This window comes from Nocardia brasiliensis (assembly GCF_011801125.1).
GTDB classification, from domain to species: Bacteria; Actinomycetota; Actinomycetes; order Mycobacteriales; family Mycobacteriaceae; genus Nocardia; species Nocardia brasiliensis_C.
Map to the genome: position 1 here is coordinate 7607827 of NZ_CP046171.1, position 25955 is coordinate 7633781.

At 67.6% G+C, this 25955-nt stretch carries 33 protein-coding genes; 5 read left to right on the forward strand and 28 right to left on the reverse strand.

The window, feature by feature from the left end; all coding sequences use genetic code 11:
• Positions 1–53: 53 nt before the first annotated feature.
• From F5X71_RS34890 to F5X71_RS34950, 13 genes are all read right to left on the reverse strand, one after another.
• Positions 54–242, reverse strand: coding sequence for a hypothetical protein (locus tag F5X71_RS34890; protein WP_167465809.1), 189 nt, complete (start codon positions 240–242; stop codon positions 54–56).
• 27 nt (positions 243–269) lie between these two features.
• Positions 270–1415 carry a DNA polymerase III subunit beta gene (dnaN, locus tag F5X71_RS34895; protein WP_167465810.1) on the reverse strand — a complete coding sequence of 382 codons (1146 nt, stop codon included), beginning with the start codon at positions 1413–1415 and terminating at the stop codon, positions 270–272.
• Entirely contained in the window at positions 1382–2260 is an 879-nt protein-coding gene (locus F5X71_RS34900) for a phosphoadenosine phosphosulfate reductase family protein (RefSeq protein WP_167465811.1), read from the reverse strand. The genes dnaN and F5X71_RS34900 overlap by 34 nt, the downstream gene beginning before the upstream one ends.
• Before the next feature lie 72 nt (positions 2261–2332).
• The gene (locus tag F5X71_RS34905; protein WP_167460080.1) at positions 2333–3025 is read right to left on the reverse strand and encodes a hypothetical protein; all 693 of its coding nucleotides are present in this window, start codon (positions 3023–3025) and stop codon (positions 2333–2335) included.
• Positions 3026–3089: 64 nt separating this feature from the next.
• Entirely contained in the window at positions 3090–3254 is a 165-nt protein-coding gene (locus F5X71_RS34910) for a hypothetical protein (protein WP_167465812.1), read from the reverse strand.
• Entirely contained in the window at positions 3254–4021 is a 768-nt protein-coding gene (locus tag F5X71_RS34915) for a hypothetical protein (RefSeq protein ID WP_167465813.1), read from the reverse strand. Before F5X71_RS34915 ends, F5X71_RS34910 begins: the two co-directional genes overlap by 1 nt.
• A complete protein-coding gene (locus F5X71_RS34920) occupies positions 4018–4512 on the reverse strand; it encodes a WhiB family transcriptional regulator (RefSeq protein ID WP_167465814.1) in 495 nt (164 codons plus the stop codon). Before F5X71_RS34920 ends, F5X71_RS34915 begins: the two co-directional genes overlap by 4 nt.
• The gene (locus tag F5X71_RS34925; protein WP_167465815.1) at positions 4509–4646 is read right to left on the reverse strand and encodes a hypothetical protein; all 138 of its coding nucleotides are present in this window, start codon (positions 4644–4646) and stop codon (positions 4509–4511) included. The genes F5X71_RS34920 and F5X71_RS34925 overlap by 4 nt, the downstream gene beginning before the upstream one ends.
• Positions 4643–5047, reverse strand: coding sequence for a hypothetical protein (locus F5X71_RS34930; RefSeq protein ID WP_167465816.1), 405 nt, complete (start codon positions 5045–5047; stop codon positions 4643–4645). Before F5X71_RS34930 ends, F5X71_RS34925 begins: the two co-directional genes overlap by 4 nt.
• The gene (locus F5X71_RS34935) at positions 5047–5472 is read right to left on the reverse strand and encodes a hypothetical protein (protein WP_167465817.1); all 426 of its coding nucleotides are present in this window, start codon (positions 5470–5472) and stop codon (positions 5047–5049) included. Before F5X71_RS34935 ends, F5X71_RS34930 begins: the two co-directional genes overlap by 1 nt.
• A 59-nt stretch (positions 5473–5531) precedes the next feature.
• The gene (locus F5X71_RS34940; protein ID WP_167465818.1) at positions 5532–5915 is read right to left on the reverse strand and encodes a hypothetical protein; all 384 of its coding nucleotides are present in this window, start codon (positions 5913–5915) and stop codon (positions 5532–5534) included.
• A gap of 177 nt (positions 5916–6092) precedes the next feature.
• Positions 6093–6332 carry a hypothetical protein gene (locus tag F5X71_RS34945; RefSeq protein WP_167465819.1) on the reverse strand — a complete coding sequence of 80 codons (240 nt, stop codon included), beginning with the start codon at positions 6330–6332 and terminating at the stop codon, positions 6093–6095.
• Entirely contained in the window at positions 6329–7012 is a 684-nt protein-coding gene (locus F5X71_RS34950) for an RNA methyltransferase (RefSeq protein ID WP_238815623.1), read from the reverse strand. The genes F5X71_RS34945 and F5X71_RS34950 overlap by 4 nt, the downstream gene beginning before the upstream one ends.
• Before the next feature lie 251 nt (positions 7013–7263).
• Between F5X71_RS34950 and F5X71_RS34955 the strand changes: the two genes are divergently transcribed.
• Entirely contained in the window at positions 7264–7809 is a 546-nt protein-coding gene (locus tag F5X71_RS34955; RefSeq protein WP_167465820.1) for a hypothetical protein, read from the forward strand.
• Positions 7810–8313: 504 nt separating this feature from the next.
• Positions 8314–9045 (forward strand): helix-turn-helix domain-containing protein, encoded by a 732-nt coding sequence (locus F5X71_RS34960; protein WP_167465821.1) that lies wholly within the window; start codon positions 8314–8316, stop codon positions 9043–9045.
• Positions 9046–9063: 18 nt separating this feature from the next.
• Here the strand turns inward: F5X71_RS34960 and F5X71_RS34965 are convergent, their stop codons facing one another.
• From F5X71_RS34965 to F5X71_RS34995, 7 genes are all read right to left on the reverse strand, one after another.
• Positions 9064–10344 carry a site-specific integrase gene (locus tag F5X71_RS34965; protein WP_167465822.1) on the reverse strand — a complete coding sequence of 427 codons (1281 nt, stop codon included), beginning with the start codon at positions 10342–10344 and terminating at the stop codon, positions 9064–9066.
• 610 nt (positions 10345–10954) lie between these two features.
• On the reverse strand, positions 10955–12076 hold the full coding sequence (locus F5X71_RS34970; protein WP_428981428.1) for a methyltransferase: 1122 nt from the start codon (positions 12074–12076) through the stop codon (positions 10955–10957).
• A 349-nt stretch (positions 12077–12425) separates the two neighbouring features.
• Positions 12426–12938 carry a flavin reductase family protein gene (locus tag F5X71_RS34975; RefSeq protein WP_167465824.1) on the reverse strand — a complete coding sequence of 171 codons (513 nt, stop codon included), beginning with the start codon at positions 12936–12938 and terminating at the stop codon, positions 12426–12428.
• Complete coding sequence (locus F5X71_RS34980; RefSeq protein WP_167465825.1) at positions 12931–13443, reverse strand: NADPH-dependent FMN reductase; 513 nt, start codon at positions 13441–13443, stop codon at positions 12931–12933. Before F5X71_RS34980 ends, F5X71_RS34975 begins: the two co-directional genes overlap by 8 nt.
• 45 nt (positions 13444–13488) lie before the next feature.
• A complete protein-coding gene (locus F5X71_RS34985) occupies positions 13489–14706 on the reverse strand; it encodes an SfnB family sulfur acquisition oxidoreductase (protein ID WP_167465826.1) in 1218 nt (405 codons plus the stop codon).
• Positions 14706–15821, reverse strand: a complete 1116-nt coding sequence (sfnG, locus tag F5X71_RS34990) for a dimethylsulfone monooxygenase SfnG (RefSeq protein ID WP_167465827.1) — start codon at positions 15819–15821, stop codon at positions 14706–14708. Before sfnG ends, F5X71_RS34985 begins: the two co-directional genes overlap by 1 nt.
• Before the next feature lie 118 nt (positions 15822–15939).
• Positions 15940–17325, reverse strand: coding sequence for a styrene monooxygenase/indole monooxygenase family protein (locus F5X71_RS34995; protein WP_167465828.1), 1386 nt, complete (start codon positions 17323–17325; stop codon positions 15940–15942).
• A gap of 97 nt (positions 17326–17422) precedes the next feature.
• On the opposite strand from F5X71_RS34995, the gene F5X71_RS35000 reads away from it, so the two are divergent.
• The gene (locus F5X71_RS35000; RefSeq protein WP_167465829.1) at positions 17423–17911 is read left to right on the forward strand and encodes a GAF domain-containing protein; all 489 of its coding nucleotides are present in this window, start codon (positions 17423–17425) and stop codon (positions 17909–17911) included.
• A gap of 48 nt (positions 17912–17959) precedes the next feature.
• Here F5X71_RS35000 and F5X71_RS35005 read toward each other — a convergent pair whose 3' ends face one another.
• Positions 17960–19396, reverse strand: a complete 1437-nt coding sequence (locus F5X71_RS35005) for an LLM class flavin-dependent oxidoreductase (protein WP_167465830.1) — start codon at positions 19394–19396, stop codon at positions 17960–17962.
• A complete protein-coding gene (locus F5X71_RS35010; RefSeq protein ID WP_167465831.1) occupies positions 19393–20616 on the reverse strand; it encodes an acyl-CoA dehydrogenase family protein in 1224 nt (407 codons plus the stop codon). Before F5X71_RS35010 ends, F5X71_RS35005 begins: the two co-directional genes overlap by 4 nt.
• Before the next feature lie 138 nt (positions 20617–20754).
• On the opposite strand from F5X71_RS35010, the gene F5X71_RS35015 reads away from it, so the two are divergent.
• Positions 20755–21054: a DUF1905 domain-containing protein gene (locus F5X71_RS35015; protein WP_167465832.1), complete on the forward strand. Its 300-nt coding sequence runs from the start codon at positions 20755–20757 to the stop codon at positions 21052–21054.
• Between the two features lie 34 nt (positions 21055–21088).
• Here F5X71_RS35015 and F5X71_RS35020 read toward each other — a convergent pair whose 3' ends face one another.
• The 3 genes from F5X71_RS35020 to F5X71_RS35030 all read right to left on the reverse strand — a co-directional run bounded on the left by F5X71_RS35020 (position 21089) and on the right by F5X71_RS35030 (position 22074).
• A complete protein-coding gene (locus tag F5X71_RS35020; RefSeq protein ID WP_167465833.1) occupies positions 21089–21424 on the reverse strand; it encodes a hypothetical protein in 336 nt (111 codons plus the stop codon).
• A 142-nt stretch (positions 21425–21566) separates the two neighbouring features.
• Complete coding sequence (locus F5X71_RS35025; RefSeq protein ID WP_167465834.1) at positions 21567–21863, reverse strand: hypothetical protein; 297 nt, start codon at positions 21861–21863, stop codon at positions 21567–21569.
• The gene (locus tag F5X71_RS35030; protein WP_167465835.1) at positions 21850–22074 is read right to left on the reverse strand and encodes a hypothetical protein; all 225 of its coding nucleotides are present in this window, start codon (positions 22072–22074) and stop codon (positions 21850–21852) included. The genes F5X71_RS35025 and F5X71_RS35030 overlap by 14 nt, the downstream gene beginning before the upstream one ends.
• Positions 22075–22216: 142 nt before the next feature.
• Between F5X71_RS35030 and F5X71_RS35035 the strand changes: the two genes are divergently transcribed.
• Complete coding sequence (locus F5X71_RS35035; protein WP_167465836.1) at positions 22217–22999, forward strand: alpha/beta fold hydrolase; 783 nt, start codon at positions 22217–22219, stop codon at positions 22997–22999.
• Here F5X71_RS35035 and F5X71_RS35040 read toward each other — a convergent pair.
• Genes F5X71_RS35040 through F5X71_RS35050 form a run of 3 tightly spaced genes read right to left on the reverse strand, consistent with a single transcriptional unit; the run spans position 22990 to position 25933 of the window.
• Complete coding sequence (locus tag F5X71_RS35040) at positions 22990–23658, reverse strand: TetR/AcrR family transcriptional regulator (protein ID WP_167465837.1); 669 nt, start codon at positions 23656–23658, stop codon at positions 22990–22992. The two genes, F5X71_RS35035 and F5X71_RS35040, sit on opposite strands and share 10 nt — an antisense overlap.
• Positions 23643–24407, reverse strand: a complete 765-nt coding sequence (locus tag F5X71_RS35045) for a crotonase/enoyl-CoA hydratase family protein (protein WP_167465838.1) — start codon at positions 24405–24407, stop codon at positions 23643–23645. The genes F5X71_RS35040 and F5X71_RS35045 overlap by 16 nt, the downstream gene beginning before the upstream one ends.
• Positions 24404–25933, reverse strand: a complete 1530-nt coding sequence (locus tag F5X71_RS35050; RefSeq protein WP_167465839.1) for an acetyl-CoA acetyltransferase — start codon at positions 25931–25933, stop codon at positions 24404–24406. Before F5X71_RS35050 ends, F5X71_RS35045 begins: the two co-directional genes overlap by 4 nt.
• Positions 25934–25955: the final 22 nt, after the last annotated feature.

Below are 25955 nucleotides of genomic sequence, written 5' to 3' on the forward strand. Positions count from 1 at the left end.
CGTTCTTGGCTTCGACCATTTGTTGTTCGAGTTGGTCTGCGGCCCAGATGGTTTCATTGTGGCGCATTGGTCATCCCCTGCTGTGTCGGTGCGTCGAGGGGCGGTTCGTAGTGGAGGTGAACGCCGACCTGGTGGCCGGGGAGGAAGGCGAGGACGTCCTCGCCAGTGATGGTTGCTTCGATCGTGATGCGGCCGTCGGGGCCATGTTGGACCTCCGTGACGGTGCCGAGAATGACAGACATGAGCGTTCTTTCTGGATGGCTTGCTGGTCAGCGCACGGGCATGACAGCGCAAAGGGCTGGTACAGAGGGCTTTTCGAGCGAGCGCGCATGATCGCCGGGGTAGGCGAGCAGCGGTCTGCGGTCGGCGGGATCGCTGAATCCCAAAGTGACGGAATCGGATTTGAGTCCCACGACCATGCTTCGGAGGAACGCTGCGTTGCACCTGGTGGTGATCGGTGTGCCGATCGACTGGCAGTGCACCAGCTCGCGGGCGCTGCCGGTTGCCTCGCCGGTATCGGTCACGGTGACCGTGAATCCGTCACTGGCGGTGGTGAGGGTGACGTGGGCGGTCTTGCCTGCGACGACCTCGACGCGACGCAATGCCGCAACGAGGTCGGCGGATGGCATCGAGACCATCGCCGCGTGGGGATAGGCGAGTACGCGCTGCCATGTGGGGTAGTCGTGTGCCAGCGATCGTGTCGTGCCCATCATCGAGGCGGTCGAGAGCCCGAAGGTGGTGCCGAAATGCAGTGTCGGGTCTACGCCGTCGGCCGTGCGCACGATGGCCGCGAGGGAGTCCGCGGGCAGCAACGTGCGCGCGTCGGCGGCGTCCCATTCGAGGTAGGTGATCGCCATGCGCCACCTGTCGGTCGCGACGACCGCCAGCCGTCCCTCGCTGGCCTCGAGCCGGATGCCGAACAACGATTTCAGCGCTGCGGCGTCGCCACCGGTCAACGCGCCGCAGGCGCGAGTCACCGCTTCAGCGAACCGTTCGCCGTCGACGGTGGCTGTTGCGGCAGCCGGAGTCGGCAGGGCCGGGTAGGTCGTCGAGGCCATGGTCGGCAATCCGAAAACCGACGCGCCTGCCTCGATGGCCAGCACCCTGGCGCTCAGTCCCAGGTGAATTTCTGTGCGCGGCAGCTCTTTCGTGAGCCGGGCGAGTAGCCGTCCGGAGACGAGGGTGTCGCCGGGCCGGAGGACTTGCGCCTCCAGGCGGGACAGCAGCGAGGTTTCGAGGTCACAGGCCGACAGCGTCAGTTTGTTCTGGTCGGCGCTGAGCACGATGCCGCCGTGCTCGGGGGCGATCGGACGCTCCGGTACAGCCTTGCTGACCGCCGCTACTGCCGCAGCGAACGCCTTGTGCTCGACGACTGCCTGCATCATCGTGATGCCCGCGTCGTCGTGAAATCGCAAGAGCTGCACAATGGCCCAGTGCGCGCAATGTGTGTGCCCGCCCCGTTGCCCCACGTTGCTTTGGTCCCGCGATGGCCTGCGGCGGCGACGTCGCGTTGCAATTGGTCGATCTCGGCGGCGACGTCCGGGAACCACATTCGGATCTCTTCCAGCTCACCAGGTTTGGCGAAGGACCCGCACAAGCACTCGCCGGACATGTGCAGCAGCTGTGACACTTCGTTGAGTGGTACGTCGCTGTGCATCCGCCGATAGGTGGTCAAGTCCAGTGCTGTCCACATCGCGATCGGCGAAACCCAGATCACCGAATCCACGCGCTCATACAGCGGCACGATCTGACGCCGCTTCGATTCCTGCCGTCGCCGACCGGCGATGAATGCGACCCGTTCCTTGCGACCGTCGGCGACAAGCTTCCTGCGGGCCTGGCGTAGTCCTCGCTCCTTCAATCGCTGATACATCTTGATGTGATGGCCTGGACCGGGGAATCCCTGCTCGAGTACCAGTTCCCGGTAGGTACGCGGGGCGATCTCCTCGATCAGGGGGATGCCCAGTGACTCGCAGGTCGCCCTGACGAATTCGCGTGTCTGCTCGATGCCGATCGTCGTGTTGCAGTGGATTGCGTGCGTGGCTCGCGAGCGCATCAGATGTGTCAGCACAGTCGAGTCGTTGCCGCCGGAGAACAGGATCGCCGTGGCTGCTAACCGCTTTCCCTCCAAGTGTTTTTCCAGCGCTCGGTCGTAGACGAAGTGCGCTTGATCGATGAGGTTGATGACCCGTTTCGCCCTTTGCAGCTCGGAGAGTTCGGCGACGATCTCTATCGGCGTCGGGCTGTCCAGGCCGGGGGCCATGGGATCTTCCATCGTGTCCCTCTCGGTTCACCACCGGCGGAGCAGACAGTCCGCCCCACCGGTGGTGCGATCTCAGCCCTGCTGACGCTGCTGAGCCGCGGTGAGCTCGGCGATGGCAGCGAACGCGGCCTCACTGATCCCCAGGCTGGCCGCCGTCGGTCCGTGCACCGGCCCCTGCTGCTGGGGCGGAGTCTGCGGTGCGGGTTGCTGGTAGACCGGAGGCTGGGCGGGCGCCTGCGGCGCCTGCTGCTGATAGGCGGGGGGCTGGTATGCCGTGGCAGCGGGCTGGATGGGCGGCGTGACCGGTGGCTGTCCGGTGGTGCCGAGGATCTGCGACTGCGCGGTGATCTTCGGCGGCGAGTAGATCGCCGAGTGCAGGCGAGGCGCGTTGTAGCCAGGGGTCGTGCTGGTGCCGTCGCCGATGTACCGGATCGCCAGGAACCCGCCCTCTTCCACTTCGCGCTTGCCGACGTGTTCGAGTGCTGTTGAGACAGCGCGCAATTGGTCGGTGCTCTGCTTGAGGAAGAACCTGCGTAGTCCGTCGTCTTCGGCGTCTTCGCGCAGGGCCGTCTGGATGGTGACGATGATCTGCATCTTCGGCTTGCCGTCGTCCCAGTACAGCAGCTTGCCGTCTTTGAGGTCGGTCTGCTGGACGACCTCGGGCGCCTTGGTGATCACTCCGCCGACCTCGAGGCCGATCGGATCGCCCTTTTTGAAGGCGGCGCGAGGTCCTTTGCCGCCGAACAGGATGCTTTCCATATCCATAGACGTATGTCCTTGTCTGGTAGAGGTTTCCGCAGTCTTGACCCGCTGCGAATCGGGCGCGGTCTCAGCGTGTGCGGTACGGGTTGCGGCCGAAACGAGTGAGCAGCCAGGCGAAACCTGTGTGCGCCGGGCGGTTTCGGCAGTGGGGAGGTGCGGCCAGCGCGTCGCGTTCCGCGCGCTCGTCGAGGGCTTGCTGGTAGCGCTGCTGGGAGTCCAAGAACCGGCCCATTACTGCACCTGGCCGGGGATGCAATGCGCGCCGACGACGGGGCGCGCGGTCTTCCAGGCGCAGAACGAGCAGTCTTCGGTCGAGGCAGGGATGAGCTGATAGCGCTCGGGGTGGTGCTCAACATCGAGGTCGGCGCACAGGCCGACGAGAGTGACGTACCGCTGCTCGAGACGCTGGGCCACGGCCGGGTCGAACGGCACGCTCCAGAGCACGGAGTCGGCGATCAGGCCACCGCGAGGTAGCAGCCATATGGCGACTGCCCGGACCTCGCGGCCGGTGGCTGCGAGTGCGGCGCCGTAGGTTTGGCCTTGCATCTGATAGACCGATTTGGGGCCGCGTCGACCTGCGGCGCGTTTGATGGCGTCTTTGCCGAGGAATTTGTGGTCGATGACGGTCCCGGTGTCGGAATCGAACAGGTCGAGGTTGCCCTCCATGCCCGGCCACGCCGAAACGCGGTGCTCGATGAGCCATCGGTCGCGCCCGAGACGCTGGTTGTCCATCTCGAAGCTTTTCGCGAACCACAGGTGCGCACCCGTGCCGACAGCGCTGGGCAGGGGATCGAATTGCGGTGCGACAGCAGGTGCGCCCATGAGGCCGAACCCGATCCGCCGCGGGCAGGGGTGTCCGATCTCGGACGGGCCGAGCGCGACCTGAAGCGACCTCGGAGAGTGCGAAATCGCATACCCGATTACCGCTTTCATGTCTGCGAGCAGGTTCTCGGTGACGAGGTTGTCGAAGTCGAAGATCTCTTCCATCGACGCGTTCATGCGACGGCCGCCGCCTTCTTGGCGTGGTAGCGAATCACCTGCGCGCATTTGCGGCACCGGCCGTAGGAGTCCTTCTCTCGGATGCCCGACGGAAAGCGGGCCTCCGAGAGCGCTGTTCGCGTGGCCATGGGATCGCCGCACCGGCGGCACGGCTCGGTTTTGATCTCCCTGATCGGCTCCACCACCACTGGCCGTCCGGCCGCGACTGCTTCGAGGCGACGCGTGTCCGACGCTGGTGTGCAGTTCCTGCCGCCGACGGCGATGCCCGCGACGACCATGCCTACCGTCGCGCGACGGCGCAGGTGGAACTTCGCGCAGGCGGCGATGACGTCGCATCCGGCGCAGCGCTGCGCCGCCGCAGCTTCGCGGAGTTCATGACCTTTCGGGAGCAGATCGGTCGACCATCGTTCCGGCGGCTGGTCCCGGCACAGGGCGCGGTGGCGCCAGTCCTCCCGCTCATCGCTCGGCGTGGCCTGATACGGGTTGTTCACTTGCACGCTCCCTTCGTCGAGCCGGTTGATACGGCGTGCGCGCCGTGTCCGGCGGGGCCGAACAGAGCCAGCCCGGCCGCGGCGAGGGTGGCTGTGGCGGCGATGGTGACTGTGATCGCGAAGGCGCGCGTCATCGCGGCTGGTCCTGGTCGTCGAACTCGAGCGGGCTACAGCGCGACAGGGCGGGGGCCTTACCGTCTGCGGCGGTGACCGCGTAACCCCACCGGTGTCCCTCGTCCTGATGGCGTTGAACCTCGAGGAGCCAGGCTTCTTCGAGGTCTCCGAGGGAGATCCCCAGTGAGCGCAGCAGGTGCTCGGCGTCGTGCCGGTTCAGCCCGCGCTGGTCGAGCTCTGCTGCTGAGATACCTAATGCGACAATGGCTTTGCCGATGATGCACGAACCGACCAGCACGCCGTTCTCGTCGGTTTCGACGTTGACGCAATCGCCGATCTTGTCGTAGATGTGATCTGGGTGCGCGGCGGCGATCTGGCGGACCTTGCTGATGACGTCCGCGACGGTGACGTGGTGAACCATCAGACCGCCGCTTTCGTCAGTTCGGCGACCACGCGGGGAAACCGGGCACTGGCGATGTCGACGGCCTCGGACCACGTGTGCTTGTGGTCTTGGTTTCGCTGCACGTCGTTGATCCAGTAAGGGGTGTTGATCGGATCGCTGAAGGCGGTGCGAATTCCCAGGTAGGACAGCATCATCCACGCGGACTTGCTGCGGTCGGTGAGTTGCTGGGGGGCAAAACCGAGCGCGATCAGCGCCCGGCCCACCAGGCACGAACCGACCAGCACACCGTTGACGTCGGCAACGTAGACACATCGCCGCACGCCGTCGTCATCCGAACGCGGTGGCGGCTCGTAGACGAAGCCGGGACTTTCGCGAGCGAGCTCGAGGATCTTGCGAGCGACGTCGCCCGTGGTAACGGATTTGGGCATGGCTGTAGTGCTCATGGATTTCTCCGGATGTGAGTGAGTGCCGAGAAGGAGTGGCGGTCAACGGTTTTAGAGCGCTACAGCGGCGCTTGCATGTCGGCCTTGGCGATCACCGCGCCCCACGGTTCGTCGAGGTCTTGCCAGATCTGGACAGCGGTCAACCAGGCCAGCTGCGGTCCGCGCCGCCAGCCGAGTAGTTCGTAGATGCCGTAGTCGATTCGCTTGGAATTGATGGTGTCGGTCACTCCGTCGGCGATACGCGTGTCGAAGAACGAAGCCGGAACACCGAGGGTGACAAGAGCTTTTCCGACGATGCAATCACCGATGCCGTTACGCACGTACACGCATTTGGTGGCCGCGCCGGAGCGATAGACGACCGCGGGGTTTTGCGCTGCGATGCGGCGGACTTCGGCGATGACATCTTCGATTGCGGGCGAAACAGGTGATTTCGCGGCGGTCATTGGGGTCCTTTCGCTACGGTGCGGACTATCGCTGCGGAATGGATGGCGAATAGCCAGCGACGGATCGAGAGCTCGTCGCAGTCGAAGTAGCTGGCGCGCCACTCGGCCTGCTCGCCGATCTCCTCGAGCTCGGCCAACGTGCGGTCGCGAAGACGGAATGGCGGCGGGAGTGTCATCTCAGGCCCTCACCGCCGGGAGCGCGTCGATGTAGCGGCGCAGGCTCTCCCCCAACACCAGGAGCTTGGTGCCCTCGTAGCGCACGGTGACGACCTCGTTGCGGGCAAGCTCGTAGATCTTGGAGCGGCTCAATCCGAAGGCGTCCATCGCGCCCGCTACGCAGTAGGAATACGCCGCGCCGTTGGGGACCGGAGCACCACAGTGGGAGCAGCAATCGCGATGTTGTTTGGTGGGCTTCATTCCGGGACCGGAAGTCGAAGGCGCTTGAGATACCGGTCATGCATCACCAGCGTCCCGGCCACTGCGACATTGAGGCTCCACGGCGCGGGGGTCGGCACGGTCACGATGCGATGGCAACGGTCGAGCACTGACGCGGGCAGTCCGTGATCCTCAGCGCCCAGCAGGTACATCGCACGGGCCGGATGCGCGAACGCTGTCAGCGATTCGGCGCGCGAGTCGAGCTCCACTGCGACCAGCGGGCAGCTGTGCGGGAGATGGCCCACGAGGTCGTCGATGTCGCTGTAGTGATGCAACGGCACGGACTTCGGCGTGGCGCACGTGTCGGATGCCTGAGTGGCGTAGCGGCGTCCGACCGTGGCGATCAGCGCCGCGTCGTAGCTCATTGCCGAGCGCCACAATCCCCCGACGTTCGCCGCCCGCTTGGGGTGCCAGATACCGATGCCGTAGTAGCCTCTGATCGACATACAAGTCAGCCTTTCGAGAAGTATTGCGGCACTGCTCATTTCAGTGCCAAAGGTTGCTTTCCTCACCCCGGAGGAGCTCGCACGGTGCGCGTGTGCCGCTGCGGTGAGGCGGGTCGTCCCGCTGGCGCCCGAGTGGCGAAGCCAGCCCAAGGAGCCAACACTTTCGTCGCTTCTATCAACGTTTACGTTGATCCGATCGACGTTTCCGTTGATCACACCAAGGACGCTAGCCACGGGGGCCGCCGGTGCCAACACCAGAAATCACCGCTCGGGCCGATCTTGAATACCTGCCGATCGGCAAGTACAGCGCCCCGTCAGCGATCTACCAGCGGATTTATCGCTACTGATGACCTGTAAAAGGTGGACCAGCGTCCATGTCTCGATTGCATAACGGAATCGACGCTCTGTCGACGTCGCGTTGATCGGTCGGCTGGACCCGGCGACGCCGTTCGGTCATGATGAGGACCATGACGAGCCATGGGTGGGCGGAGCTCGGCCCGATAGTCCGGGAGCGAAGAGATGACCTCGGGCTGACGCAGGCCGATCTCCAGGCGCAGGGCGTGATGGGCACGACTCAGCTGCGCACCCTCGAGAACGGCCGCGCGACCGGCATGGCCAGCGTCTACCGCCGCGCCCTGGAGCGCGTTCTGCGGTGGCGCGATGCCGCGATCGACAACTTCATCGAGTTCGGCGAGACGCCCAGGCCACTGCTCGATGAGGTCACCGCTACGGCGATCAGCGAGAACGGTTTCGACGTCGAACTGAACGCGCCTCAGCCCGCCGAGGGCCGCCAGGTCATGGGCTTGGCCGTGCTGGGCCAGCGTCTGACGGAGATCGCCCAAGACGTCGCCGACGGCGCGCCCGCCGATGATCTGGTCGATCTCGCTCGACGGGTCAACGTGGGAATCACCCGCCTGCTCGCCGACTCACTCGGAGTCGACGAGCAGGCCGCACACCGCATTGCGCGCGATGTGCGGCACCTGCTCGATCAAGCACCCAGCGATCGCAAGTAGTCCAGCAACTCGTCGCTGGACACCACGACGGGCTCGATACTCGGCGTGCGCGCCGACAGCCGCACGCGCACCCGCGCTCCTACTGCGGTGACGTAACACGGCGCAGTGCTATCCGATTCCGCAGCGTGACCCGCAAGCGGCTCCAGGGAAGCATCGAGCATCGCCCCCTCCGGTTCACTCTGCCGACCCTCCGACATCCTCAACTTCGATCTCCCCAACCCTCATCGTCATGCCTGGACGACTCGTTCGGCCGCCCTCTTCACCCCAGCGCATTCATTGTCCGGCCCCGGCCCGGACGTGTTATGTAACTCTCGTAGTCAACCCACAGTTCTAGGGGGCAAACTCGAAAAGCCTGGATATCGTCACTCTCCGAGAGTAAAACGTGATATATGTCACTTTTGTACCACTCGTTATGTTAATCAAACGACACCATTTATAGAAGCGTCAATAGCTGAGGGTTCCCCGAAGTTGAGGGCGGGCTGCCTCGAAGTTAGGGGATGGTAAGTGGATGACCATGTAGCGGGGCGAATTCGCCTGATCAGAGCAATCCGCGAGCAACAGGGACTGAGTCGGCAGACGCTTGCGCGACGTGCAGGAATCAGCTGGAAATGGCTCAGCACAATAGAACAGGGGGCGGGCAACCCCTCGGAGAAAGCAATTGCACAGCTATTTAATGGCCTGGGTGTCGGCGCCGAGTTGCAGCACAACATCCTGGCGCAGTTCCGGATGAATGCACTGCCCCGTGCCGAGTTCGACGCCGAGGACCAGGCCGAACTGGATGCTCACCCCTACCCCATGTGGGCTCAGCACATGTCGTCGCACGACGTCTACGGCACCAATGAGCAATACGAGCGCATGTTTCCCGGCATCAAACCGGGCACCAACGCGATGGTCTGGACGGTCACCGACCCCCGCGCCCGCGAACTCATGCCGGACTGGCTCCACGACGCCCGCGTGATGGTTCAGTGGTTCCTGACAATGTCGACGGTGCTCGTCGAACCCGCTCACCGCGACGAGATCATCTCGCAGTGTGCCGTCAACGACATCTGGGAGATGCTGTGCACGCCGCTACGCCCTCACCTGCTGATCCGCCGGACGCTGACCGTCTACGACCCCGAGATCGAGCGAGTTCGCACCTTCACCCGGCTCGTGTCCGAGGCACACATGCCCGAAGCGCGGCCATGGGCAGTAGGCAAACTGGTGCCACGCCCGGACGAGCCGCCCGTCATCGGATGACGGGCGGCCGTCGTCGACTTATGCAGGCTCGAGCAACACGCCGAGGTTGCCGAGAGCCTCGCGTGCAGCAGCCATGCTCAAGTGCTGGTATGCCCTCTGCGCTGTAACCGTGCTCTGTCCGAGGATCTGCATCCGGACATCCTCCGGAACTCCCAATTCCTGTAGGAGAGCGTTGCCAGTGTGACGGGCTCCGTGCAGCACGATCTCGGGAACGGGAATGGCCTTGGTGTCCGCGCGGGCCAGCAGCGAGTACCACGCTTCCAGATCGTCGGCGGCGTCGATCGGATGACCATCGGTACCGACCCACGTCAGCCCGTGCTCGTTCGCTGGACGCACGCGCAAGTACTGCTCGAACAGCGGGCCGAGCGGGTCCGGGATCGGGATGAGCTTGGGTTTTTTGCTCTTGAGCTTGGCGAGTGCGTGCCCACGGTAGACCGGCCTGTGGACATAGCCTTTGCGGACATCGAAGCGGTCCGGATCGTCGGGATCAGCACCCTTTTTCAGCGGCAACCTTTTGAGCTGCCAGGAGAAGTCGATAACCATCTTGTCGAGGTCGATGCGGTCGTCCTCGAGCCCCAACGCCTCGCCCTGTCGAACCGGCATGATGTAGGCGACCGCCCATCGAGTCAGCAGCCGGTCCCTGCGCGCGGTCAGCAGCACCTGCCGCGCCTGCTCGGCGGTATGTGTGTCACGAACCTTGGAGTCGGCCTTGGGACGCCGGACCGCGGCGCACGGATTCACGCGGACCTTGGGCGGAACCTCCTTCGCCAGATCGCCCCATGCCTGACTCAGGCGGTCATAGGCCACCTGAGCTGTTCGCGTGCTCCTACCCTCGTCCAGGACGTATTGATGCATGAACCGCACGTGCGCCGAGGTGAGCTTGTTGCGATCGATATGACCGATCGACGGGCCTATCTGACAGTTGATGACCGACTGGTAGGAGCCCAGCGTCGTCGGATCGATCTCCGGCTTCTTGATGTGGTCGAGCCAGTACTGCATGAGATCCAGCACTGTCTCACCGTTTGCCAAGGGTGTGCCACCGAGCCGTCGAATGTCGGCGACCTTGGCTTCGTACTTCGCCTTGCACTCGGCTCGGTCTTTCGCCGAGACCTCGATGATGCCGCGCTTGCCGCCGAGGCCGCCCGGCTCGGGCTCCCAATCCTTACCCAGGATTTCGCGAAGCACGATGGTCCTGACCCACGCGCCTTTGCGCATGAAATCCCCGCCGTTACCGTGGTCGCGCCGCCGGGTCTTGCCGGGCGTCTTGAACTTCTCTTTGCGTGCCGAGGTTGCAGCCATTCTGGAGTGATTCCGATCTAAATTGGGTTCCTCCTCCCGTCATTCACTCCCGTCAATGGTATGGTGTTGTCGATCAACACCCAAACCGAGAATTGGTAGTCACCAGGACTTTTGGGCGTTGATCAGCATGAACGGAACGGCGGTTTCGGATTCCCAAGCAGACAGCGCGGGTTCGATTCCCGTCATCGGCTCCACGAAAGAACCGGTCTGAGGCGGTGTGCTCGGGCCAGGTGTGTAGGCCTGCTCATCAGGCGGCGCTCAGTGCGAGACGGCGCCGAAACTCCCTTGGTAGCAGCTTGGTCTGCGATCGCTGCTCTGTTCAGGCGACGCGCATGTTCCGTTGTGCTGCGCGCGCGTTGGTCGACGGGTACGCGCGCGGGGTGATGAAGGCGCGTGGCGGGGGCGGGTGGCGACAGCGGGGCTGGCGACCCGCCATCGAGAAGACCGCAGCCGACGTTGGGGTGGTACTTGCCAACAGACGGTCCAGCGATGAAATCGACCGCCGCGCTTGAACATAGCGCCAGTCGGGGCAGATAGCTCAACGCACGGTGCGGGTTCGATTTCCGTCTCGGACCCGGCGGACGACGACTTCTGTGTGGTGTTTCGGGGGTTAGGTGGGGGTCAGGCGCCAGAGGGAGGTGACTTCGGCGGCTCGGGCGGTGTGCAGGGGGTCGGTGCTGTCTTGGGTGCGGGAGTGGTGGGGGGTGGTGTCGAGGCGGTCGAGGATGCGCAGGCCCGCGGCGGTGATGTGGGTGTGCAGATCGGCCCGGGTGCGCAGGCCGAGATGTTCGGCCAGGTCGGAGAGGATGAGCCAGGCTTCGCCGCCGGGGGTGAGATGCGCGGGGACGCCGGCGAGGAACTCGCGGAGCATGTGGCTGTCGGCGTCGTAGACGCCGTGTTCGAGGGCGGAGGTGGGGCGAGCGGGCAACCAGGGCGGGTTGCAGACGATCAGGTCGGCGCGGCCCTCCGGATACAGGGTGGGGCCGAGGACCTCGACGGTGTCGGCGAGCGCCAGTCGAGCCAGGTTCTCGCGGGCGCAGGTCAGGGCGCGCGGGTTGGCGTCGGTGGCGATGACGCGGCGGACACCGCGCCGGGCAAGTACCGCGGCCAGTACGCCGGTCCCCGTGCCCAGATCGAACGCCGTAGCGGGCACGACGGGTAGGGCGGCGCGTACGACGAGATCGACGTATTCGCCACGGACGGGGGAGAATACGCCGTAGTGCGGATGGATGCTGGCGCCGAGAGCCGGTATGGGAACACCCTTTTCGCGCCACTGCGCGGCACCGAGCACCCCCAGCAGTTCGGTGAGCGCGACAAGCATGGGCGTGCGGGCCGGGCCGTACGCCTCGGCACAGGCCCGGCGTACGTCGGGGGCGCGCCGCAACGCCAGCGCATGGTCGGCGTCGAGTTCGACGAGCAGCTTGCCGAGCACCCGGGCACGATGGCCGCGGGCCCGGCGTTGTGCACGGAACGCGTCCGCCGGATCATCCAGGAGCGCAGGCGTTTTCCGGTCGATGCGCCGCGTCATCGCGCGAAGCAGCTGACGGGCATTGTGGTAGTCGCCGCGCCACAGCAGGGCGGTGCCCTCGCAGGCCAGGCGGTACGCGGTGGCGGCGGAGGTCCGGTCGTCGGCGACCAGGACGCGCCTGGGCGCCGGTGCCGCGCATTCGGAATGCCAAGGGGCGCAATGGATGATTTCGGCTTCGGTCCAGGTCACGGTGGACACGGACAACTCCTCGCAGTCGGGCGGTCAGGGGCACGAAGTGCACCTCGACGAGGAGTTGTTGAAGGTGGGTACGGCCGGTGCCGCGCCCAGGGGCCGGTGCGGCTGTCGGCGGTCCGGGGGCGCCCACGGTATGGCGGAGGACGAGCCGATACCGGGATCGTATCGGCTCCGACGCCGCCTGCGGGCGTTCTGGACCGTCGAGAAACGTGCCGAAGCTCCTGGGTGAGGCTAAGTCTCCCGCGTCGACGTGCGCGCGGAGACGTCCCCTAAAACCATGCCCAAAGTCATGACCGACCCTTCCGAACAGATGCGCTACCAGTGTCGCACACCCGGCGTGGTCGCCGACCGGCCCGCCTCATGACGCGATATCGACCTCGGCGTGCAACCGGCGAAACCTGCTGCCGTGGAAGACCAACGGGTCCACGTCGCTGCGGGTGGCGATGCGGTGGATGCGCAGGATGACGACCGCGTGATCGCCCGCGGGCACCTCGGCCTCGGGTACCCCTTCGATCCACGCCGACGCACCGTCGATGAACACGGCCTCGCCGGTGCCGCGATGCAGCTCGGTGCCGCGGAAGCGGTCGCCGTTGCGCGCGCCCAGCGAGCGGGCGGCGTCCTGCTGATCGGTGCCGAGCAGACTCAGGCCGAGATGGCCCGCGGCGGCGAGCTTGGGCCAGGTCGAGGACGAGTTCTGTACACAGAACGACACCAGCGGCGGATCGAGCGAGACCGGCACGAAGGTGCTCACCGCGAGACCGTGTGGGGTGCCGTCGATTTCGGCGCACACCGCGACCACGCCGCTGGGAAAGTTGGCGAAGGCGCGGCGCAGACCGCTGCCGTCGCCGGGATTCTCGAAGAGCTCATGCATGATCGGTCGCCTTCACGGTGGCCAGCGCCTGGGCGACGGGGCGCCACCGGTCGCTGTAGCGGTCGATCGCGCCGTCTTCCTGGAAGGTGCGATCGGAGAGGTAGAGACCGGGCAGCGCGGCGGTGGCGCCCAGTTCGACGAGTACCGGCTTGAGCAGCAGGTCGGGGGCGAGCGCGTGCACGGGCCCGGCACCGAGCATCACCGGGACACTCAGCACCCCGGCCAGTCCGGTCCCGCCGTCGAACTGCTCGAGGAACAACTTCAGTAGCCCGGTGTAGGTGGCTTTGAACGTCGGGCTCGCGAAAACGACCAGCTCCGAATCGGATACGGTGCGCACCGCGGCGCCCACCGCTGGATCACCCCAGCCGAGCAGTGCGGGACCGAACTCGACCAGGTCTATCACGGTGGGCTCCACCTCGGGGCGCAGACCTCGCGCGACGAGCGTGGCCGCGGTCAAGGTGCGGGAGGCGGGCTTCGGATTGCCGACTACGACCGTCACTGTCACTGTTCGTATCCCTCTCACTGACAAACTGTTCGACCGCGCGAGCGGTCAGATCACGCCGTGCAACGGTGGCGCGGTGCCGTGCAACAGCGCACGGCCGAGGTGCTGGTATTTCCATCGGACCGGATCGTGCAGGGTATGGGTCCTGGCGTTGCGCCAGAAGTGGTGCAGGTTCAGATCCGCCGCGGCGCTGCGTGTTCCGCCCACTTCGAAGAGTGCGCTGGACACCTCGGTCGCGCCGCGGTCGGCGAGCACCTTCGCCGCCGCCACCGCGAGGGAGGCGCGCGCGGCCGTATCCGCGTCCGCCGCGGCACCGGTCGCCGCGTCGACGGCGGCGCCCGCGGCGGCGAGCGTGGCCTCGGCGGCGGTGACCGTGACGGACAGTTCACCGAAGCGCTGGATCAGCAGGGGGTCGTCGGCGGCGCGCGAAACCTCGGCCTCGAACCAGGGCCTGCTCGAGGTCTGCACGAATTCCGTTGCCGCCGTGAGCGCCCCACGGGCGATACCGGTATCGATGGCGGCGTGCAGCAGTTGCGCGTACGCACCGTAGGCGTGCGGGGCGCGCACCGCCGTCGCCCGCGCGATCACCTGGTCCGGGTCCACCAGTACCTCGTCGAACTCCACCGTGCCGCTGCCGGTGGTGCGCTGGCCGAAACCGTTCCAGTCGTCGATGATCCGCACGCCGGGGGTGTCGGCGGACAGGTACACGATGTACTCCCCCGGCGCCAAGCCGCTGCGCCCCTCGGGGTCGTCGAGCTTGGTCAGCACGGCGAGCAGATTCGCGAACAGTGAACCGGTGCAATAGAACTTGCGGCCGTCGACGCGCAGCCGCGCGCCTGCGGGCCGCAACGTGGTGCTGATCTCGGCGATGGTCGCACCGCCGCGCTCGGATTGCGCGTTGGCGATCCGCGCCCCGTCGAGCACCTGCCCGAAGTACCGTCGCCGCTGGGCGTCGGAACCGGCCAACCGCACCAGGTTCAGATAGACGAAATGGCTGTGCGGTATCTGCGCGATATTCGGGTCGGCGGCCGCGAGTATCCGCACCACCTCCGCGACCGCGCTCGGCGGCAGATCCGCGCCGCCGTACTCGGCGGGCACGGTGACCGCGAGCAGACCCGCGGCCGCGAGCCGATCGATCTCCTCGTACGGCAGGACACGATCGCGGTCGCGTGCGGCGGCCCCCGCCGCGAAGTCCGCCGCGAGCCGCCGCGCGACCGAAAAGGCCTGTGCCGCCGAGGTGATGCGATCGGCCGCGACCGCGGTCATCAGCCGACCGCCGCGACCGGCCGCCGCGCGGCCTCCAGCTCCCGGACCAGCGGCAGCACCTTCGCACCGAAGTACTCGATCTCCTCCTGGAAGTGCAGGAAGCCACCGAGGATCAGGTCGACGCCGAGCTCGCGATAGGCGACGATGCGCTCGGCGACCTGCTCGGGGGTGCCGATCAGTTTGGTCCGGAAACCATCGTTGTACTGCACAAGATCCTCGAAGGTCGAGTCGGCCCACATACCCTTGCGGTCCTTGGTGGACGCGCCCGCCTGCTGCACCGCGTCCCGGAAACCCGCCACAGCAGGCTTGTTCGCCTTCTCGATGATCTCACGCAGCGTGTCCTGCGCCTCCTTTTCGGTGTCCCTGGCGATGATGAACCCGTTCAGACCGAACTTCACCTCGCGATCGTTGGCCCGCGCCACCGCACGCAGATCGTCGAGCTGTTCGGTGACGCCGTCGAAGTCCTTGCCGTTGGAGAAGTACCAGTCGGCGTAGCGGCCACCGTTGCGCCGGGCGGCGGTCGAGTTACCGCCTTGGAACAGTTCCGGATTCGGGCGCTGCGGGGTGTTGAGCGGCTTCGGCTTCAAGGTGAAGTCCCGGATGCGATAGAAGTCGCCGCCGTAGTTCACGTTGTCCTCGGTCCAGATCTTGCGGATCACCTCAAGGAATTCGGCGCTGCGCCGGTACCTTTCGTCGTGCTCGAGCCACGGCTCGCCCAGTGCGGTGAATTCGCCTGCGAACCAACCGGAAACGACGTTGATGGCGAATCGTCCGTTGGACAGGTGATCGGCGGTGGCGCCGAACTTCGCGAGCACCGCCGGATGCCAGAGGCCCGGATGCACCGCCGCGATCACCTTCAGCCGCTCGGTCGCGCCGAGCAGCGCGAGGCTGAACGAGGTCGACTCGTGCTGGAACTCGGCCCCGTAGGACGCGGTGTAGCGCACCTGAGACAGCGCGTAGTCGAAGCCGTTGTTCTCCGCGGTCTGCGCCAGCTTCTTGTTGTAGTCGAAGTCCCAGCCGGTGCGCTGTTCGATGTCACTGGTGACCAGTCCCCCGCTGACATTGGGCACCCAATAGGCGAACTTGATCTGGTCGGCGATCTGCTCCGTGGTCATAGCTGCTCCATGGTTTTCGGGGGGTAGCCGTCGATCTACCCCACTCCAGCACCGCGACCCGATCGGCACGAGGGTTTGAATCTGTGCGATCGGATCGCCGGGCCGAGCGGGGCGGATGTCAGGCGCTGGCGAGGGCCTGCGCGAAGGTGGAACGGGCGAACTTGCCCGCCGGTGCGAAGCGGCCGAGCACGGCTTGCGCATCCTCACCGGTGACCCGGGTGATGAAGGCGTTGGCCGCGTCGAGCGAGTCGACCTCGAGCAACGGCTGTGGGTGGTGCAGCAGGCCGACCAGCGCGGCGGCGAACTTCGGTGCGACGGCGGCCGCGGCGAAGAGCTGGTTGCCGATCTCGGCCAGCTCCGGGTCGCCGAGGAACAGCCGGGTGACCTTGTTGGCCGCGTCGCCGCGCACGGCGAGGAACTGCGCGTACTGCTCGGTGAACCAGTCCGCGTCGAACGGTCCGTCGTGCACCGCCGCGGCGGCTACCAGCCGTTGGGCCTGGATGAGCCCGCTCTGCGCGCCCTGACCGGCGATCGGGTCGTAGGCCGCGGCGGTGTCGCCCAGCGCGGCCACCACGTGCCCGCCCGCGGTCTGCCCGACGGCCGCCCGGACCACCGGTCGCACCGCACCCTTGAGCCAGGAGTGCGGGTCTTCGGTGATCACCTGGGTGGCCAGCACCTCCGGCAGGTCCCAATCGATGAAGTCGCGGTACAGATCCTGCACAACGCGCAACGCCGACTCGGCGGAATCCGCTGTGGCGAAACGGGTTTCCCACTCGCTGCCCGGCCTGGCCCAGCCGAGGAAGGCCCAGCTCGGCCCCGCGTCCTTGTGCAGGTACGGACCCCACCACGCCTCGCCCTGCTCGGCCAGGATGGAGAAGCCGCTGTGCGCGCCGCCCGCCGGGCTGCGGTGCGCGAAAACGTCCTTGTCGTGGCCGATCCCGGTCACGGTGACGGTGAGCAGCGAGCGCTGCGGCGCGTCGTAGGGGGTGCGCGACTCGTCGATCGGGAACAGGTCCGACAGTCCGCCACGGCCGGTGGCGACCAGGGTCAGATCGTTGGCCGCCGCGATGGCATCGAGGGTTTCCGGGGTCACCGGCTCGACGACGAAGCGGCCGCCGCGCTCCAGGAAGGCGGTCAGACGCTCGTCGGCCTTCAAGCGGGTGTCGACGGCGACGCCGACGTAACCGTCGAAAGTGCCGTCGAACTGGATCAATTCGGCGCCCTCCGGCCCGGCGATCCGGACGCTGAGACCGGTGTGGCGGGGCGCGCGGCCGGTGTAGGTGTCCAGGCCGAGCGCCGACTCCGCCTGCTGGGTGACCCCGAATTCGAGGGCGGTGCCGGTGGCGGGGACGTCGTCGCGCAGGCTGCGCTGATCACGGTCGCTGTAGAGGGTCACGTCGAAGCCGGCGTCGAGCAACCCCAGTGCCGCAGTGGCGCCGGTCTGGCCCGCGCCGATTACCGCGGCCGAACGAGGGGTACGGGGAACGGAATTCTGCGATGTCATGTAGGGATCATCGGGGTGCGCCGCGGCGCTGGTGAGTGTTGCGATCACCAAGAATCAATGAGCGAACCGGCCTTTGCGCAGGCGTACCATTCGGCCCATGTCGTTTACCGTTGCCGAGCTGACCGGAGACCGTACCGAGCAATACCGCCAGCTGGCCGCGCAGGCGAGCGCCCTGGTCGCGGGCGAGCCGGACCGGGTCGCCAACGCCGCCAATATCGCGGCGCTGGTATTCCACGCGCTGCCCGAGGTGAATTGGGTCGGGTTCTATTTCTACGACGGACGCGAACTCGTGGTCGGGCCGTTCCAGGGCAAGCCGGCCTGCGTCCGCATCCCCCTCGGAAAAGGTGTGTGCGGAACGGCGGCACAGACCGGGGAGACGCAATTGGTGCCCGACGTGCACGCGTTCCCCGGCCATATCGCGTGCGATGCCGACACCCGCTCGGAAGTGGTTGTCCCACTGGTGCACAACGGCGCGGTGCTCGGCGTCTTCGATCTGGACAGCCCGAAGCCGGGCCGGTTCGACGACATCGACCGGCAGGGCCTCGAGTCCCTCGCGCAGGTGTTTCTCACCTCGCTGGCTCCGTGATCGCCCCGTCGTTGCGGCGGATTACCCACCGCCGCAACGACATCGGGCCTAGACCTGCGGCGTGACGACCGCCGCTCCCGGCCGGGAGATCTCCTCCGGCAGCACCGTCGACCCGGCGGCGCCGACGCGATAGCGGGCGCCCCGGTGCTCGTCCGGCAGCCGATCGCCCGCACCGAACAGCGCGTTGCGCAGGGTGCCCGGCACGTACTCGGCGGCGTAGGCACCGCGCTCGGTCAGCACCGGAACAACGTGGCGGACAATGTCTTCGAACGATCCCGGGGTGATCGCGTAGGCCAGATTGAAGCCGTCGAGATCGGTGTCGGCCACCCATTCCTGGAGCAGGTCCGCCACGGTCTCCCCGGAGCCGACGAAGACCGGCCCCATACCACCGATACCGGCCCAGCGGCCGATGTCGCGCACGGTCCATTCCCGCCCGTCGTCGTCGAATTCCTGGAAGGCGGCGACGGCGGACTGAATGGCGTTGCTCTGCACCTGGCCGATGGGATCGTCCAGGTCGTAACCGGACAGGTCGATGCCCATCCAGCCGGACATGAAGACCAACCCGCCCTCGATGCTCGCGTAGGACAGGTATTCCTCGTGCTTGCGCCGCGCGGCCTCCTCGGTCGCGTCGGTGATGATGGTCGCCAGCGCGTAGATCCGGGCCGCGTACGGATCACGACCCGCCTGCTTAAGCTCGGCACGAATTCGGGAAACGGTCTGTGCCAGCAGCCGTTTCGAGGGCGCGGCGATGAAGATGGCCTCGGCGTTCTCGGCGGCGAAACGCACGCCGCGGGTGGAGGCGCCCGCCTGGTAGATCACCGGCGTGCGCTGCGGCGACGGCTCCGACAGATGGATGCCCGGCACCGTGAAGTGCTTACCCTGGTGACCGATGTGGTGCACCTTCGCCGGATCGACGTAAATGCCCTGTGCGACATCGCGAACCACCGCGTCGTCTTCCCACGAGCCTTCCCACAGCTTGTAGAGCACCTCGAGGTATTCGTCGGCCTGGTTGTAGCGCTCGTCGTGGTCCAGCTGATCGGCGGCACCGAAATTCCGTGCCGCCGAGGGCAGATAGCCGGTGACCACGTTCCAGCCGATCCGGCCGTTGGTCAGGTGGTCCAGGGTGGACAGCCGGCGCGCGAACGGGAACGGATGCTCGAAACCGGTGCCGGTGGTGATGCCGAACCCGAGATGCTCGGTGACCGCGGCCATCGCCGAGACCAGCAGCAGCGGGTCGGCCACCGGGATCTGCGCGCCCTGACGCAGAGCGGCGATATCGGTGCCGCCGTACACGTCGTAGGTGCCAAGGACGTCGGCGATGAAGATGCCGTCGAACCGGCCCCGCTCGAGCAGCTGCGCCAGATCGGTCCAGTAGCTCAGCTCCTTGTAGCGGTGCGACTGGTCGTCCGGATGCCGCCACAGGCCGGGTGATTGGTGGGCGACGCAGTTCATATCGAAGGCGTTGAAGCGAATTCGGCGGGTCATTCGGCCGTGCCTTCCGTGGTCTTGTGTTCGCCCGCGCTCCAGGCGAAGGGCAGGTCCGTGCCGTTCAACAGGTGATCGCCGATCGCGCGGGCCTTCTGGATGGCCGGATTGTGCACCGAGATCGTGCGGGCGTTGCGCCAGTGCCGATCCAGCCGCTGGCGTTCCGAAACCACCGACGCGCCCCCGACTTCGAACAGCAGCGAGGTGGCGGGCAGCACCAGATCGATCACAGCCAGCTGCGCCTGCGCCGCGGCGAGTTCGGCGGCGATCAGAGACTTTTCGTCGGTGGCGCCGGCGTCGAGCACCTCGTCGAGCACGTCCGCGACGGCGAGCACGCTCGACCGCGCGGCGAAGGCGGCCGCCGACAATCGGCCGATCACCTGCTGCACCAGCGGGTCTTGACGCGGCAGTCCGGCCGCGGAATGGGTGTAGCTGCGGGTCCGGCCCGCCACCCAGGCGCGGGCGTCGGCCTCGGCGCGCTGTGCGATGCCCGCGAGCACCGCGAGCTGGACCAACTGCAGATACGAGGTCGCGTAGGTGGGGCCAGGCGCGCCGTAACCCGGGCCGAGGACGCGCTCCTCTGCCACCACCACATCGGTGAATTCGGTTGTCCCGCTGGCGGTCAACCGCTGACCGAAGCCTTCCCAGTCATCATGTTGACGCACCCCATCGGCACTCGCGTCGACCAGCACACCCACCCGCTCGCCATCGCGATCGGCGGCAGCGAGGATGTGGTCGGCGTACAGCGAACCGGTGCTGTAGTACTTCACCCCGTTGAGCAGCCAGCGATCGCCGTCCCTGGTCAGGGTGGTCCGGTAACGGTCGACCGCGCCGACGCCGGGCTCGGTGATCGCGTTGCCGACCAGCGTGCCCGCCGCCACCGCACGCAGCCATTGTTCGGCGGCCGGGCCGGGCGCGGCGAGCAGCTGGTCCTCGACGAAGGAGAAGTGCACGCGCAGCGCCTGCGGCAGATTCGACTCGGCCGCGGCCAATTCGATCAGCAACCGGAACAGTTGCCGCACTGTGACGCCGTAACCGCCGTACTCGACCGGCACCCGCAGCGCGCCGAACTTCGCCTCGCGCAACCAGCCGACCTCGTCGAACGGCAGCCTGCGATCGATCTCGCGCGCCACCGCGCCCTGGGCGATCCGGTCGAAGATCGGTCCGAAGACCGCATCCAGTTCGGCGTCTGTGGCGGATTTGGCTTCGATGGATGTCATCACCCCACGATCGCGCACGCGGCGAGGGAGCTCACCGGTTGCGCGCAGCGCGATCCGAATACGCGGCGCGGCAGCCTGGGACGACGGCGAAAGTGCTGGTCCCGGCGGCTTGTCGGTGGGTGCGGCTACAGTCGCGGCGTGGCTGGAGCGCAGTACTCGTTCGACGCGCAAGTGTGGGAGCACCACACGGGTTCGTGGTATTTCCTCTCGGTGCCCGAGGCCGTCGCCGATGAGATCGAGCAGCGCTACGCGCACCTGGCCGGCGGGTTCGGCTCGGTCCGGGTGCGCGTCACCATCGGCGCGAGCCGCTGGTCCACCTCCCTGTTCCCGGACAAGTCCCGCGGCACCTACGTGCTACCGGTGAAGAAGGCGATCCGCACCGCCGAGGACCTCGACGCGGGTACCCGCGCCCACGTCGAACTCGTCGTCGCGCTCTGAGCGAACCACTACGCCGCTACGCGCGGGACGGGCCTCAGCGCGGGACGCCAACGCATTCGGTGGCGATGCGGGCGCTCGCGGTGCGCGCCTTCTCCGCGTCTTCCTTGCTCATACCGAGGGTCTGCTGGTCGGCGGCCTTGGTGTCGTACTCGTCGCTCACCATGACCCGCAGGCCGTCCTGCGAAATACCCTGATCGACAAAGAGTTTCGCGGCACACTCGGCGAACTCCGGGTTCTTGAGCCCCTTGTCCTGCAGCGACTTGGCCAGATCGGCCTGGGTCACCGCGGGCGCAGCCGCCGCCTTGTCGCTACCGCATGCCGCGAGCACCGGCAGCGCGATGAGCGCCGCGGCGATCAGGGAGATCCGCACCTGAATCCTCTTCTGTCGAATGGACACTAGTCACTGCCTGGACCGAACGGACGGCACGACAGCACCGACGTCGGCCCCGATGGTACCGATCGCGCCGGAAACCGTCGTGCCGATGCCGTTTTCACACATCCCTCCGCCGCTGTCACAGATCCATGGCGGCGCGCAGCGCGGTGTCCAGGCGCTCCAGGGTCTCGGACTCCATCTCGTCCACCCGCTCGGCGAGCCAGCCGCGGAAGATCCGGCCGATGTTCCCGGCGTGCACCCAGCCGTAGCGTTCCACCGGCACCGCGAGAATGTCGCGCGGGTCGTCCTCGACCACCTCGGCGGCGATCAGCCACGGCCGCGGCGACTCGTTGATGCCGTCACTGCTGATGAGCACGACCGTGCGCCGACGTGGCGAACCATGCGGGTTGTAGATCCACAGTTCACCCCGCCGCACGCATCGCCTCCTCGGCGGCGGCCAGCTCGGCCGCGTCCGCGGCCGCCTCGGCCGTCACATCGAGCGCCGGGTCGCAGCCGGTGCGCACGGCCTCGCGGCGTGCGGCCTTCGATATCCATGCCGAGGGCGACATACCCGCGCGGGCCGCGGCCTGCTCGGCATAGGACCAGGCGGCCTCGTCCAGCGAAAGGGTGACCTTACGCGTTGCCATACCTTTTATCGTACCCATCGCCGCACGCTTGTATGCCGGACTCGGACCTGCCGACCCGGCCGTATCGGGGCCGATCAACTTCAGACGACAACTGAGGGCTGGTGCCTGCTGTTAGTGTGGGCCGAGCGCAGAGAGGCTGACCATGACGACGTTGAACTTCCATCGGGCGGGTGCGGGCGAGCCGCTGGTACTGGTGCACGGCGTCGGCAGCCGCTGGCAGGTATGGGAGCCGGTCATCGACACCCTCGCCGAGTCGCACGACGTGATCGCGGTCGACCTGCCCGGCTTCGGCGCCTCGGCCCCGCTGGCACACACGACCGTCGACACGCTCACCGACGCGCTCGCCGAATTCCTTGCCGCACAGGGGATCGAACGGCCGCACCTGGCCGGGAACTCGATGGGCGGCCTGATCACCCTCGCGCTCGGCGCACGCGGGCTGGCCCGCTCGGTCACCGCGTTCTCCCCGATCGCGTTCTGGGACAAGCCGGGCCGGATCTGGTGCCAGCAATCACTCGGCAGGTCCCAGCAGCTCGCGGGGCTGTTGCGGCAGACACTGCCCGCCGTGATGGGCACGGCGCTCGGCCGGACCCTGTTCCTGCAGCTGGTATTCGGCAAGCCGTGGGCGGTCAGCAAGCAGATCGGGATCGATACCGCGCTCGGCGCGGCCGACGCACCCGGCTTCACCGCGGCGCTCGCCTCGTTCGACAAGGCGCGACTGCCCGAGATCGGCGCGCTGGCCGACATTCCGGTCACCGTCGCCTGGGGCAACCGCGACATCCTGCTCACCTATGCCACGCAGAGCCGCCGGGCTCGCGCGGCGCTACCGGACGCCAGGCACGTCACGCTGCCCGGCAGCGGTCACACCCCGTACTACGACGACCCCGGCGCCTGCGCCGCGGTGATCCGCAGCACGGCTCACGCCTGAGGCGCGGGCCGATCCAGCAGCGTGTCCGCCTCGGCCGCGCCGAGCAGAATGCGGACCGCGTTTCGCCAGCGGTGCTGGATGATTCGGTTCCCGTCCAGGTCGCCGGTGAGCAGCACCCGCATGGCGAGGCCGGTCATGATCTCGATGGTGAACTCGGTAATCGTCGGCACCCGCGGGTCATCCGGGAATTCCGCACGGAAGATCTCGCGAATGCTGGTGTGCATCAACTCGAACAGCCGATGCTCGAGTGGCAGGAACGCCGCGAGCAGCTCCGGATCGGTGCGCGCGCCGACCCACATCTCCAGCGCCGCCCAGAACGACGGGCCGCTCAGCATGCGCATGGTCAGCTCGACCGCGGTCGCCAACCGATCCACCTCGGGCGCGATGTCGGCGAATTCGCTTGTCAGCTGGTCGAATCGGCGGGCGGCCAGATGCTCGACCGCGCCGGCGAGCAGGTCGGCCTTGGTCGGGAAGTGGTGCTGCAGCGTGCCACGGGGCACGCCCGCCCGCTTCTGCACCTCCAGCGTGGTCGTACCCGCGTAGCCGACCTCGACCAGGCTCTCGACCGCCGCGTCCAGCAGCCGGGTGCGCATGCGCGCCCGGCGCTGCGCCTGCGTCTCCCTGACGCGGTCCCCGGTGCCGGTCAGCGGCCCTGCCACCGCGGTTCACGCTTCTGCGCGAAGGCGAGCGCGCCCTCGGCCGCGTCCTTGGAAAACAGTGCGGGCAAAGCGATTTCACCCTGCTTCGCGAAGGCCTCCGCGACGGTCCAGTCGGGCGACTCGTCGATGATGCGCTTGCTCGCGGCGATGGCCAACGGTGCCGCGGCGGCGATCTCGGCGGCCAGCTCCAGCGCCACCGCCAACGCGCCGCCGGGCTCGGTGATCCGGTTGACCAGACCGAGCTGGTACAGCCGCTCGGCACCGACCCGGCCGCCGGTCAGCGCGAGTTCGGCGGCCATGCTGCGGGGCAGCCGCTGGGTCAGGCGCAGCACGCCGCCGCCCGCCGCGACCAGCCCGCGCTTGACCTCCGGGATGCCGAACTGCGCGTCGCTCGCCGCGACGATCAGATCACCGGCGAGGGCCAGCTCGAACCCGCCGGCCAGCGCGAATCCCTCGACCGCCGAGATCATCGGCTTGGCAGGCGGTTTCGCGGCGATACCGAGCGGACCGCGCCGCTGGGTCATCGGCATCTCACCCTTCGACGCGGCGACGAGATCCATTCCGGCGCTGAAGGTTCCACCAGCGCCGGTGAGCACGAGCACGCGGGCGGCCGGATCGTCGTCGAACTCGTCGACGGCGGCCTCGATGGCCAGCGCGGTCGCGAGATCGATGGCGTTGCGGGCCTCGGGGCGGCTGACGGTGAGCACGGTGACGGCCTCGCGCCGCTCCACCAAGATCTTTTCGGTCATCGAGCAATTCCTTCGGTGAGCGTGAGTGCGTCGGCGGCGGTGATGTGCACGGCGGCGCCGATCGGGTCGCCGTCGGTGAACGCCGCGACGGTATCGGCCGCGGCGGTCCGGATCAATACGCGGGCACCGGCCGGGTTCAGGGCACTGACCACGACGGCCTCCGGTTCGTCGAGGTGGGCGGGCGCGGGGCCCTTGCGGTAAGCGACCGTGTAGGCCTCCACGGTCGCCGGACCGGTGTATCCGGGCGCCGCCGCGCGCCGGGCGGCGGGCACCTCGGCCTCGATCGAATGGAACAGCCGCGCAGGCGGTTTCGCCGAATACACGCCGACGCCGTGTTTGGTGATGTACCAGCCGAGCGCCGTCGCCAGGCCATAGGATCGCGGATCCTCGCGCAGCAGGCCGACCATGGTGGCGATCGAATGGGTGCTGTAGTTGTTGCCGGGCCCGCCCGCGAAGGTGAGCCCACCGGTCACCGAGAGCGGCCGCGCCGGATCGTCGATCGGCAGGCCGAGCGCCTCGGCCGCGACCTGCACCGCGACCGGGAAGCAGGAGTAGAGATCGACGTGCGCGACCTCGTCGATGCCGATTCCGGCCGCGCCGAGCGCCGCGCGCCCCGCCGCCGCGATCGCGGGTGACACCGACATGTCCGCGCGCTCGGTGACGAACCATTCGTCGGTGGCGGTGGCCCCGCCGTGCGGGAACACCCAGCGCTCGTGCGGCACTCCGGCCGCGTCGGCGGCGGCCGCGCTGCACACGATCAGGCCTGCCCCGAGATTCACCGAAAGGTTCGCCACGAGCAGCTTCGGATACGGCGTCGCGACCAGCCGGTTGGCAGGGGCCGGGGTCACCAGCTCGGTCGCGTCGCGCGATTCCGGTTGCCACGCATAGGGATTGCGCGCCGCGACGGTGGACAGCCGGGACCACAGCGCGCCGATCCGCGCACGGTGCGCGTCGACGCCGAGCCCGAGCCGGCCGCGCAGCGCGGTCTCCATCAGCGCGTAGAAGTACACCGGCCCCCACAGCCCGGCAGCGGTTTCCATCTCGGAATTGGGGGCGCGGTCGGAACCGACGACCTCGGTCGGCCGCACGTCGTCCGGCTGCTCGGGCCATTCGAGGGTGGCGCCGGTGCGGGTGGCGCTGGTCCACGCCGCCACCGCCTCGGCGCCGGTGAGCAGCGCGACCTCGGACCGTCCGTCGGCGATGGCCTGGGCGAGGGTGTTGAGCAGGCGCTGCGGTGCGTCGCCGCCGTAGCGCACCGACTGCAGCGTGCGCTTCGGGCTGACGGCGAGCTCGGCCCCGACCAGCGCGGCGAGGTCGGCGTACGGCCTGCTGACCGGAGCGACGGCCGCGATCAGGTCCGCGGCGCGCAGGAGTCGATCGCCGGTGCCGCTGTCGGCGCCCGCGCGGCGCAGCGATTCGGCGGCGAGCTCGACCGGACCCGGCAGGCCCGGCTCACTGTTCCGGTGTACGACCTGCCCGGCGCCGACGAGCACCGGCGTTCGGGGATCAATTCCCGCTGGCAGCATGATTCCTCCGCTGATCTGGTGT